This window comes from Flavobacterium aeripolare, assembly GCF_013294025.1.
Taxonomy (GTDB): domain Bacteria; phylum Bacteroidota; class Bacteroidia; order Flavobacteriales; family Flavobacteriaceae; genus Flavobacterium.
Genome location: NZ_JABSNL010000007.1, coordinates 158521 through 170918 on the forward strand (window position 1 = coordinate 158521; position 12398 = coordinate 170918).

Genomic DNA, 12398 nt, shown 5'->3' on the forward strand with positions numbered 1-12398 from the left:
ACATACAATTTCCTTCTTAGCTCTTCCGATAATTATCGGAAGGTTAGAGCATCAGAAACGACGAAGAAATACAGTTTCCTTCTTAGCTCTTCCGATAGCTATCGGAAGGTTAGAGCATCAGAAATGATGAAAAATATTATAAGAAACAGTAAAATATACAGTTTCCTTCTTAGCTCAGTTGGTTAGAGCATCTGACTGTTAATCAGAGGGTCCTTGGTTCGAGCCCAAGAGAGGGAGCTTTTTAAAAGCCTGACAGCAATGTCAGGCTTTTTTGTTTTTAATTTATAAAATATATTGATGATACAGCAAGTCCCGATAACTATCGGGGCTTTTTTGTTTTTAATCGATAGTAGTAATACATAGAATATCATCCTTGGTTCCCCCGATAGTTATCGGGAGGAGCTTTTTAAAAGTCCCGATAACTATCGGGGCTTTTTTGTTTTTAATCGATAGTAGTAATACATGGAATATCATCCTTGGTTCCCCCGATAGCTATCGGGGCAAGAGAGGGAGCTTTTAAAAAGACTTTACAGCAATGTAAAGTCTTTTTTGTTTTTAATTCATAAAACATATTGATGACACAGCAAGCCCCGATAGCTATCGGGAGGAGCTTTTTTGATTTTACTATATTTTGATGTAACTTTTGAAAAAATATTCAATTATGTTTGAAGTTTACATTCTATATTCCAAAACGTTAGATCGATTTTACACTGGCTACACCTTTAAACTAGATCAACGTCTCGAATTCCATTTAAATCCTACGAAAACTAAAGCATTCACAGCGAAAGCCAAGGATTGGGAAGTATATTTTAACCTAGAATGCAAAACTAAATCACAAGCGTTAGCAATTGAACAGCATATCAAGAAAATGAAGAGTAAGATTTATATTGAAAATCTTATCCGATATCCTGAAATGTCGGCTAAATTAATTGAGAAGTATAGGGAAATGTAATTTACTACTGAAAGCAATATCGTAACTCTTAAATTGCTTTAAATTCCTTCTCAAAAAAAAAATTCATTTTAGCAGAAAAAAAATTAAATCAATATCTATTTCATAACCATCACTTTAAGTCACTCATAGCTTTTAGGCACAGCTTTTACCAAGCAAATCTTAGCATTCTTCTCAAAACAACGCTTGCAAATATCAAATTTAATAGTATCTTTGCACCTCTCAATTACTGATAACAAATTCAGCTAGAGATTTAGATCGAAATCTAATTTCATCTTTAATAAAACATACAGTTTCCTTCTTAGCTCTTCCGATAGCTATCGGAAGGTTAAAGCATCAGAAATGATGAAAAATATTATAAGAAATAGTAAAATATACAGTTTCCTTCTTAGCTCTTCCGATAGTTATCGGAAGGTTAGAGTATCAGAAACAATGAAGACATACAGTTTCCTTCTTAGCTCTTCCGATAGCTATCGGAAGGTTAGAGCATCAGAAACGACGAAGAAATACAGTTTCCTTCTTAGCTCAGTTGGTTAGAGCATCTGACTGTTAATCAGAGGGTCCTTGGTTCGAGCCCAAGAGAGGGAGCTTTTTAAAAGCCTGACAGCAATGTCAGGCTTTTTTGTTTTTAATCGATAGTAGTAATACATGGAATATCATCCTTGGTCCCCCCGATAGCTATCGGGGCAAGAGAGGGAGCTTTTAAAAAGACTTTACAGCAATGTAAAGTCTTTTTTGTTTTTAATCGATAGTAGTAATACATGGAATATCATCCTTGGTTCCCCCGATAGCTATCGGGGCAAGAGAGGGAGCTTTTAAAAAGACTTTACAGCAATGTAAAGTCTTTTTTGTTTTTAATCGATAGTAGTAATACATGGAATATCATCCTTGGTTCCCCCGATAGCTATCGGGAGGAGCTTTTTAAAAGTCCCGATAGCTATCGAGGCTTTTTTATTTTTAATAGATAATAGTAATACATAGAATATCATCCTTGGTTCCCCCGATAGCTATCGGGGCAAGAGAGGGAGCTTTTAAAAAGACTTTACAGCAATGTAAAGTCTTTTTTGTTTTTAATCGATAGTAGTATTGATAATAGAACAAGCCCCGATAGCTATCGGGAGGAGCTTTTTAAAAGTCCCGATAACTATCGGGGCTTTTTTGTTTTTAATCGATAGTAGTAATACATGGAATATCATCCTTGGTTCTCCCGATAGCTATCGGGGCAAGAGAGGGAGCTTTTAAAAAGACTTTACAGCAATGTAAAGTCTTTTTTGTTTTTAATCGATAGTAGTATTGATAATAGAACAAGCCCCGATAGCTATCGGGGCTTTTTTGTTTTACATACTTTCATATAAAACATTTAGCTACCTTTATCATCTTTTTTTTCTAAAAGCTACTTCCTGCCTTTCATTCCACTCTTATTGATAGCCCTTACTTTTCTATAATTCAAAAGCAGCTTCTTGAAGTCGCCATTGTATGCCCTGTAAAAGCCCGATTTTTTGCATAAGGAAATCCATTGCATTCAGGGCTAGGGGATTAATTTTAAAAATTATAAAATCGACATCATAAAAATACTTTTATATAACATTCAGAAATATTTTCTTGGATTAAATTCGTCGGGAACGCAACCAGCAACTAAGAATAAACCTATATATTTGTAAATTAGAAGTAAGACGGAGCCAAATTCTGCAAGATCTGCAGTCAAGAGTAATTAATCAATTTATTTAGGTAAGAAATGAAAAAAGTAGAAGTTGTAGCAGCAATAATATATTATGCAGATAAAATTTTATGTGTTCAACGACCTAAAAATAAATTAAGTTACATTTCAGAGAAATTTGAATTTCCTGGCGGAAAAATAGAAGAAGGTGAAACACAAAAAGAAGCTTTGAAGCGAGAATTGGTCGAAGAATTAAATATTGATACAAAAATTAAATCTCTATTTCTAACTACTGTGCATCAATATCCTGATTTTGAGTTGACAATGCACAGTTACATTTGCGAAGTAAAATCTAAAGAACTAATTCTCAATGAACATATCTCTAAAGAATGGTTAAATTTAAGCGAACTTAAAAAACTTGATTGGGCCGCTGCAGATATTCCTATCGTAGAAAAATTAATAATAAATGGATAAAATAATTCAAATTTTTAATTCCAGTTTGCAAACAGGTTACGTCGATAAAAATGTTTTATCTGATTTAGCTTATCAACCAGAATTGCTTGTGAATCAGAAAAATCCACCACAAAAAGTACTTACAACAATACTTCACGAACTTGAAAGTTGTAACCAATTCTACATTTCGGTCGCTTTTGTAACAACTAGTGGCGTAGCTACCATAATAAACAAACTAAAAGAATTAGAAAATCGCAACATAAGCGGTCAAATCTTAGTATCTCAATATTTAAATTTCACCCAACCTGAGGCATTAAAAAGGTTATTGCAATTTAAAAACATCGATTTACGTATTGCTACAACTGGTAATGCCCATGCGAAAGGTTACATTTTTAAAAATAAATACCATTATAACTTAATTGTAGGTAGTAGCAACTTAACAGATAGTGCTTTATCGACTAATAGGGAATGGAATATAAAAGTATCAGCCTTAGATGAAAGTGGTTTAGTTGAAAAAGTACTTGGCGAATTTCAAACTGATTTTGAAAAAGCTACTCCCGTAACAGTTGACTACATTTCTAGTTATGAAGAAATTTATAAAAAGCAATTTCTTAATAGTAAGACTCAGGAAACAGATCTGTTAATTGAAGAAATTAGCCCCAATGCAATGCAAGTAGAAGCGCTAATAAATTTAAAAAATCTACGTCAAGATAATAAACAAAAGGCCTTAATAATATCTGCAACTGGTACTGGAAAAACATATTTATCAGCATTTGACGCAAAGTATTTTAATCCAAAAAAACTACTGTTTGTAGTGCATAGATTGACAATTGCACAAGACTCAATGAACACTTTTAAAAAAGTATTTGGTGCTGAAAAATCTATGGGATTATACTCGGGTAAAAAAATAGATTTAGAGTGCGATTTTGTGTTTTCAACTATTCAAACTATATCAAAAACCAAGCATCTTGAGAATTTCTCGAAAGACCATTTCGAATACATCATTATAGATGAAACGCATCGATCAGGCGCAGAGTCGTACTTACGTTTGATAAATTATTTTGAGCCAGAATTCCTTTTAGGAATGACTGCAACACCGGAGCGAACTGATGGTACCGATATATTTAAATTATTTGACCACAATATTGCCTACGAAATAAGATTAAATAGAGCAATGGAAGAAGAAATGCTCAGCCCATTTCACTATTACGGTGTCTCTGATTTAACAATCGACAATAATCAGATAGATAATAAATCAGATTTCAATCAATTGATCTCAACCGAAAGAGTAAAAAGAATAATAGAACAAGCTCGGTTTTACGGGAGTGATAATGGTATCACTAGAGGACTTATTTTTTGTTCGAGAAAAAAAGAAGCGATTGAACTTTCTGACTTATTTAATTCAAATGGACTCAAATCAATTTCCTTAACTGGTGATAGTTCAGAAACGGAAAGATCAAAAGCAATTGAAAGATTAGAATCGGATAATATACATGACAAACTTGACTATATTTTCACGGTTGATATTTTCAATGAAGGTATTGATATTCCTAAAATTAATCAGATTATAATGCTTCGACCAACTGAATCAGCTATTATCTTTATTCAGCAGTTAGGAAGAGGGCTGAGAAAAATTGAAGGAAAGAATTATGTTACTGTTATTGATTTTATAGGAAATTATGAAAACAATTATTTAATTCCAATTGCACTTTATGGCGATACCTCATACAATAAAGATTCTCTTCGAAAATTAATCACCGAAGGCAGTAGAATGATTCCCGGTTCCTCTACAATTAATTTTGACGAAATAACAAAAGAAAAAATATTTCAGTCTATAGATTCTGCAAACATGCAGTTGTTCTCTGATTTGAAAAAAGACTATAATTTACTTAAATTCAAACTTGGGAGAACACCATTGATGATGGATTTTATAGAGCATGGCTCAAGAGACCCGTATTTATATGTAAATTATTCTAATTCATATTATAACTTTATTACCAAGGTTGAGCAAGATTATAAAGGTGATTTAGCAATAGAGCAGATTAAATTATTAGAATTGTTTTCTAAAGAAATAAATAATTCAAAAAGAGTTGAAGAGAGTCTAATTTTAAAGTTGCTAATTAATCATGGCTCACTTTCATTAATAGCTTTAAGAGATGCGATATTAAAAAAATACAATTATCAGGTTTCTGATGATACTATCCAATCTTGCATTGCAAACCTAAACTTTGAATTTATTAGAGAAAAAAAAGAAGGAAAACTGATATCAGCAAAAGAGATATATAATTTAGATGTAATAAAATTAGAGAACGGCAACTTCATATTCTCAACTACATTTATTTCATATTTAAATCAAAATACTTTCAAAACATTTCTATTAGATTGTACCAATTTTTCCATTTATCAATTTGACAAGTTATTCGAACCAAATAATTGGTATGAAGGCTTTTTGCTTTATCGAAAATATTCTCGAAAAGACGTATTTAGAATTTTGAACACAAAAGAAAATCCCGTGGCACAAAATGTAGGTGGGTATTTAGTAAGTGCAGACAATTCTAACTGTCCTATTTTTGTGAATTATCATAAGGAAGATGATATATCAGAATCGACAAAGTATGAAGACAAGTTTGTAAATTCTAAGGAATTTGATTGGATGTCAAAATCTAATCGAAAAATAAACAGTAGAGATGTTCAGTCTATTTTGGGAAAAAGTGGACCGATCAGGCTACCTCTTTTTATAAAAAAGAATAATGACGAAGGAGTGGAGTTTTACTACATGGGAGAAGTAACACCTGAGATGGATAATGTTGAGCAGACTACCATGAGCAGTGATAGTGGAAAACAAGTTTTCGTTGTAAAGATTCGGTTTAGATTATCCAGTACAGTTTCGACTTCTATGTATAATTATTTAGAAGAAAAAATAGCGGATAAAGTTGAAAAAACTAACGTTAAAATTAAAGAGCTTAAAGCAAATATTGAAATAGATACCGTTTTTAAAAATGCAATCCCTCTTTATGATTTTTATGCGGCAGCTGGAACCTTTAGCGAAATTCAATCTGAGAAAGAATTTACCCTGATTGAAGGACCTACAAATTCTAAGAGCGACTATTTTGCATGCAAAATTATTGGAGAATCAATGAGTAGAATTATTCCAAATGGGTCAATATGCTTATTTAAACCTTATACTGGTGGAAGCAGAAACGGAAAAATAGTTTTGGTTGAAAATATTGATATTCAAGATCAAGATTTTAATTCTGCATTTACAATTAAAACCTATTCAAGTGAAAAATTAACGTCAGAAGAAGGTTGGCAGCATACTTCTATTGCTTTAAAACCAAATTCATTTGATTCATCATATAAGGACATCATAATAAATGAAGAAAATAGCACTTCTATGAGAGTGGTTGGAGAATTTGTCTGCATCATAGAATTATAAGTTCATATAGAAGAATGAAGAGACATTTAAAAAAAAAGACAATCAAAACATATAGTATTGATTGTCTTTTTCTTATTTTATAAAATTTTAGGACGAAAAACAATTCTACATCCTATTCCCATCAAGCACCACCCACTTTTTATCGCTGTTCAATTTAAAGGTGCCTATGTGTTCTCTGTTCCATTCTAGCGGACTAATTAACGAAAGAAAGTTAACGCCTGAAGCATCACGGTACAAATGGTAGATTTCGCCTATTACGGGCTCAAATGAGAACTTAGCGCTATACACTAATTCGTTCCACTCGTATTCTTCCATTAACTTTTGGTATTGTAGTTTGAGTTCGTTAAATTTATTTCCCAGCTCCTTATTTACATTTTCGATTCCTCTACTCTTCCAGGATACCACGTCGTCGATGCGTATTGCAGGTGCACCTACATTTGTAGCATAGGGTAAAATACTGGCATTAAATCCTTCATCTGCGCTGTAAACAACATTATCTGGCTTTTTATCTTGCATGAGAGTCTGTCTTAACTAATTGAAATATATTTTTGTTTAACTAATATTAAGCAAAGTTAAACAAAATATTTAAATACCCTTCAATAATTCTAAGAGACATTTGGAGATAGTTGCAAATAAGACCGATTTAAAAGTACAGTAGTAAAACCGCTAAGTTCTGCTTTATTCAGGAGTGACGTCTGTAAATGGTAATGTGAAACTAAATGAACTACCTACATTCAACGTACTTTCTACAGCAATAGTTCCGCCTAATTTTTCGACAAAATCTTTACAAAGTAAAAGACCTAGCCCTGTTCCTTTTTCGTTTTGAGTTCCGAATTTTGATTTTTTATTATCTGCAGTAAATAAAGCTTGGAGTTCGTTTGTTGCAATACCCACTCCGCTATCATGAACGCTAATTTTAATAAAATTATCTACTAGTTCTGCCTGCACGGTAATCTTTCCTTCGAGATGAGAAAATTTGATAGCATTAGCGACTAAATTTCGAACAATTGTAGTGACCTTATTTTTATCGGTGATCACGCTTAGGCGCTCGTGTATCAAGTTTTGAATAGTAATTTGCTTTTGTAATGCCAATACTTCTAGTAATTTTAATTCTTCATCAACAATTTTATGAAGGTAAACGCGCTGTTTAACTAGCGAACTATCTTGATTAATTGCCCAAGCGAGTACATCATTTAAAATCAAAGATGCTTTCATAGCCGACTCTTTTATGGCGTGCAAAAAGGCTGTTTGGTCTTCCTCATCATACGCGTCTTCTTCTTGTAACATTAAATCAGTAAAGGCCTCAATGGAACTCAGCGGGTTTCTTAAATCGTGTGCTATGATTTTAAATAATTTATCCTTTGTCGTATTCAATTCATTAAGGTAATCGTTCTTGACTTGAATTTTATCTTTCAAAGTATTTACCTGCTCTGATTTACTATTGAGTAGGTCATAATATCTTTTTTTAGTTTTTTGCTGGATAACTAATATAACAACAAATACCGTCAAGATGATACTTATGAAAATTAGAAAATACATCAAATTCATCTTTGACTGTAGTTTCAAATGGGTATTTTCGTTTTTATTTTTAAGGTTAATGATTTCAAGTTGTGATCGCTCTAGCTCATTAATACTTTGAAAAAGCTGCATTTTCTTTTGCTCCTCATATACTAGCGCTCGATTTTTTATGGAGATATAATCGTTCTTAAAAACTAAGGCTTTTTTATAGTCTTTTTTAGCCTCATAGATATTTGAAAAATTCAGAATATTATTAGCCTGAATCACCATGTCATTATTCTTCTTTGCATGCTCAAGACTTAAATTAGAATATATAATAGCTTCATCTAAGTTATTCTGTTTTAGTTTAACATCCGCTATATTGAGATATATTAAACCATTCAAATTTTTTACATCCATTCGATTGGAAGTCTCCAAAGCTTTTTCAAAATAAAATAATGCTTTGACATAATTTTTTTCATTGATATAGCAATCACCTATATTATTGTACACTATAGCTAAATTATAATCACTTTTTTGTATTGCTAAGGCCGCAATTGCTTTCTCATAATACGGCAATCCTTCCTTAAAACTAACATTATCTGAGATAATATTCCCTAAATTGATATAAGCAGATGTCGCACCTTTAACGTCATTTTCTTCTAAATAAATTGCCAAGGCCTTATTTAAATATTTTAATCCAACTTTATAGTTTTTTGAACCATAAATAGTTCCAATTCCATTGTAACACCATGCCTCACCTCCCGTGTTTTTTCCTTTTCGATAAAGATTTAGTGCCCTAGAAAAGTATTTAAAAGCAGAATCTTCTGAGTATACATAATAGTATGCTTGCCCTAGATAATAATTGAGCTTTGCTAACTCTTTTTCTTGCTTACTATTTTCGAATAAAGGCATTGCTTTATTGAAGCTTTTTATGGCTTCAAAATATTCAAAATTATTGTAAAAGTAAATTCCCATTTCAAAGAATACTTTTGCTATTTGTTCTTGTGACTGCAAGCGGTAAGCGGTAGAAAGAGATTTTTTAAAAAGAGCTTGTGCTAATGAATCTTCGTGAATGGAATACGTTAAAGCCTTTTTTATATTAGAGTCAATAGCAAGCGTGTCTGCGATAAATTCCGCATTAATATCAAGGTTCTTATACGTCTTTGCTATTGTTTTTTGTCCTATTGCCCATTGTGAGATGACAAGTAAGAGGACAGTCCAAAATATTTTTTTCATTAAAGGCTTTTAATATCTAGAAAATACTATCCCTAGGTAATTATAAATCATCTTGCGAATATAGCCTTAAATATTAAATAGTTATCCTTTTTTAAGGGAGAAAAAGGGAATTAACTGCATTTTTATAGGATTGTAACCAATAGGACTGATGTAAGAAAAATATTCAGTCTAATTGCGGTATTCTTTGCATAATGTAAAAGGAATGTCTCTCGAATGTTCAATATAAAATAATTCTTACTATTAAAATACCAACACAGGATTCTTCATAGCAAGCATGCTTTTTATTGGAATTTCAGCCTTAGATGAGTTTACTTTTTGAATATTTTTTGATCATTTGATAAGCGATAAATTCAATGTGTTTAGAGGCATTACTCATTGCATCGGCAGTAGTTACTCCTAGTTCCATGATCGAATGAATGGAGTTTGGTTGCAATTTTTCTTTAATAAGTTCATCATCTTTTACCACTCCAGAGATAATTGCAAATGGAATATTCTTTTTATTAGCACGCTCACTAATTCCTTTGATTACTTTTCCTTCAACGGTTTGCTTGTCTAAGGATCCTTCACCGGTTATAATTAAACTAGTAGTATCATTTATGATGTTGTCAAAGCCTGTTTGTTCCATAACAAAATCAATCCCTGACTTCATCTTAGCATTTAAAAAACAAACGGCCCCAGCACCCAATCCTCCTGCTGCTCCACCTCCAGTAATTACACTTATATCATGATCTAAATCTTTGCTCACTTGTTTACTAAAGTGCTGCAATCCTAAATCTAAGAAAGCAATAGTATCTGCCGAAGCTCCTTTTTGACCACCATAAACGTAAGCGGCTCCATTAGGACCATATAACGGATTTTTAACATCACATACAACGGTAAAGTCGATAGCGTCTAATTCTGGTTTTCGATTAGAACTATCAATACGGTCAATGGCTATTAACGACGCCCCTATGGGAGCTAATACAGCGCCATCTATATCCAGAAAACTGTAGCCTAATGCAGCCGCCATTCCTATTCCAGCATCGTTAGTTGCGCTTCCGCCAATGAACAACACCACTTTTTTATAGCCTCTTTTGATAGCATCAGCAATGAATTGACCCGTACCATAAGTTGTAGTATGCAAACAATTACGTTCCTCAATTTGTAATAACTGTAAACCCGAAGCATGAGACATTTCGATAAAAGCGGTGTCTCTAGAAACCAGGTATGAGGCAGTAATGTCCTTAAATAAGGGGTTTTTTACAACCATTTCAATTTTAGCTAGTTCAAAGTAGTTTTGCAAAATAGCTAAGGTGCCTTCGCCTCCATCTGCAAGAGGATGAAGCACAGTTTCAATGCTAGCGTCCCAAGATTTTAGTCCGCGATCTATTGCCTCGCAGACTGCTAGTGCTGATAATGATCCTTTAAATTTATCTGGTGCAATTATTACTTTCATACGTACTATTTTTAAAATGATCCTTACAAAATAAGCGGTAAATAAAAAGCAGCACAATATTTTGAGACATTGTGCTGCATGCTATAACAATCAATAACCAATTAATTATATCATAGCTAGTAGTGATGGTAAACTAAAACTAATTCCTAAAATCACTAAGAAGAACAGTACCAACACTAGAACATCCTTAGAAAAAACATCTGCTTTATTAACTTTGAATTCGATATTTAAATTCTCTCTAGTTTCTGTTTTGTACAATGCACTAAACACTATAGCTAATACAAATGTGATTACAAATCCAGTCAAGTTGAACCAAATCCAAAAGATATCATCAAAGAAATATTTAATAGTGATATTGATGACAACACCACCTATAATTCCCACGTTCATCCCAACGTGGTTGACTCTTTTAACTAAAATTGCAATAATAAACGTAGTAAGTATAGGACCATAAAACTGAGATGAAATAACGTTAATTAATTCGATCACAGTCCCACCAGTACCTCCAAATAAATAGGCTGAAGCAATACAAACCACCCCCCAGAATACAATAGAAATTTTAGATAATTTCATGTATTTAACCTGGCTCAATTTTACTTTACCTCTATTGAATAAATCTTCTACTGTTACCGCACCAAGTGAATGGATGGTCGCACTAACTGAAGACATCGCTGCAGATAAAATACCTACAATTAATATTCCCATTAAACCATGAGGTAAGTATTTAATGATAAAAACAGGCAACATTAAATCTGGCTTAAAGCCACTTTTTAAAAATTCTTCTGGGTAATTTTTTTGAGTTAGCAAAACGATATCATTCATAAAATCAGGCGTTAAGTGCACTAATGCTCCTATAATCAATCCCATGATACAGTATGTTAATACTACTGGAAATCGCAACAACCCATTTGTCACTAGTATTTTTTTTGCTGATTTTTCATCCTTTGCAGATATTAGTCTTTGCGCTTGAGTTTGATCAGTTCCATAATAAGATAAGTATAAAAACAAACCTCCTAAAACCATAGGTAGTAAGCCGTAAGTTCCACCATCAAAACCTAGATTAGGAATATCAATAACCTGTAAACGCTCACTATCAAATCCTGTAAAATCAGGGTTAGCTTTTAATAAATCCCAACCGTAATAAATACAAATTAATAGTCCTCCAAATAAAATAACCATTTGGATAGCATCTCCCCAAACCACTGCTTTCATCCCTCCCATATAAGAGTAAACGATCGTTATAATCGTGATTAAAAGTATGGTCCAGTGAAAACTGATGTTCAATACTGATTGCAAAATGATTGCGATTGTGTATACTCCAACTCCTGTTGACAACGAACGACTAATTTGAAACACAAAGCTTAAAATAATGCGTGTAGATGACGAGAAACGCCTTTCGACAAACTCATAAATACTTACAATATTAGCACGATAAAGTGGGGGTACAATAATTAAAATGATCCCAATCATTGCTAAGGGTACAGCCAGTTCAAAAGTTAACCATTTCATTCCCCCGCCTTGAGCCAAACCAACAAAGGCAGGCGCAGAAATGAAACTAATTGCTGAGAGTTGCGTTGCCATAGCTGATAAGCTAAGTGGAAACCACCCCATATCTTTACCTCCTAAAAAGTAATCCTTTCCGTCTTTGTTTTCTTTAAAAAACACTCCTAAACCTAGGAACGCAATCAAGTAAACAATCACTACAACGTAATCAATCCAATTCATAAAGATT

Annotated in this window: 7 protein-coding genes and 2 tRNA genes; 5 read left to right on the top strand and 4 right to left on the bottom strand. The window is 32.8% G+C overall.

Translation table 11 applies throughout. The features are described 5' to 3' along the window. The first annotated feature begins 163 nt into the window (after positions 1 to 163). The 5 genes from HNQ00_RS09740 (at position 164) to HNQ00_RS09760 (ending at position 6495) form a co-directional block, all read left to right on the top strand. A tRNA-Asn gene (locus tag HNQ00_RS09740) sits at positions 164 to 237 on the top strand. Between the two features lie 424 nt (positions 238 to 661). Continuing rightward, the gene (locus tag HNQ00_RS09745) at positions 662 to 952 is read left to right on the top strand and encodes a GIY-YIG nuclease family protein (protein ID WP_173838147.1); all 291 of its coding nucleotides are present in this window, start codon (positions 662 to 664) and stop codon (positions 950 to 952) included. 511 nt (positions 953 to 1463) lie between these two features. After that, positions 1464 to 1537 (top strand) — tRNA-Asn (locus tag HNQ00_RS09750). A 1147-nt stretch (positions 1538 to 2684) separates the two neighbouring features. Then, a complete protein-coding gene (locus tag HNQ00_RS09755) occupies positions 2685 to 3080 on the top strand; it encodes a (deoxy)nucleoside triphosphate pyrophosphohydrolase (protein WP_173838148.1) in 396 nt (131 codons plus the stop codon). After that, the gene (locus HNQ00_RS09760) at positions 3073 to 6495 is read left to right on the top strand and encodes a DUF3427 domain-containing protein (RefSeq protein WP_173838149.1); all 3423 of its coding nucleotides are present in this window, start codon (positions 3073 to 3075) and stop codon (positions 6493 to 6495) included. The genes HNQ00_RS09755 and HNQ00_RS09760 overlap by 8 nt, the downstream gene beginning before the upstream one ends. A gap of 105 nt (positions 6496 to 6600) precedes the next feature. Here HNQ00_RS09760 and HNQ00_RS09765 read toward each other — a convergent pair whose 3' ends face one another. The 4 genes from HNQ00_RS09765 to HNQ00_RS09780 all read right to left on the bottom strand — a co-directional run bounded on the left by HNQ00_RS09765 (position 6601) and on the right by HNQ00_RS09780 (position 12391). Beyond that, positions 6601 to 7011 carry a DUF2452 domain-containing protein gene (locus HNQ00_RS09765; protein ID WP_173838150.1) on the bottom strand — a complete coding sequence of 137 codons (411 nt, stop codon included), beginning with the start codon at positions 7009 to 7011 and terminating at the stop codon, positions 6601 to 6603. A gap of 162 nt (positions 7012 to 7173) precedes the next feature. After that, complete coding sequence (locus HNQ00_RS09770) at positions 7174 to 9231, bottom strand: ATP-binding protein (RefSeq protein ID WP_173838151.1); 2058 nt, start codon at positions 9229 to 9231, stop codon at positions 7174 to 7176. Positions 9232 to 9529: 298 nt separating this feature from the next. After that, on the bottom strand, positions 9530 to 10666 hold the full coding sequence (locus HNQ00_RS09775) for a glycerate kinase (RefSeq protein ID WP_173838153.1): 1137 nt from the start codon (positions 10664 to 10666) through the stop codon (positions 9530 to 9532). Between the two features lie 105 nt (positions 10667 to 10771). Further along, a complete protein-coding gene (locus tag HNQ00_RS09780; protein ID WP_173838155.1) occupies positions 10772 to 12391 on the bottom strand; it encodes a sodium:solute symporter family transporter in 1620 nt (539 codons plus the stop codon). Positions 12392 to 12398 lie beyond the last annotated feature (7 nt).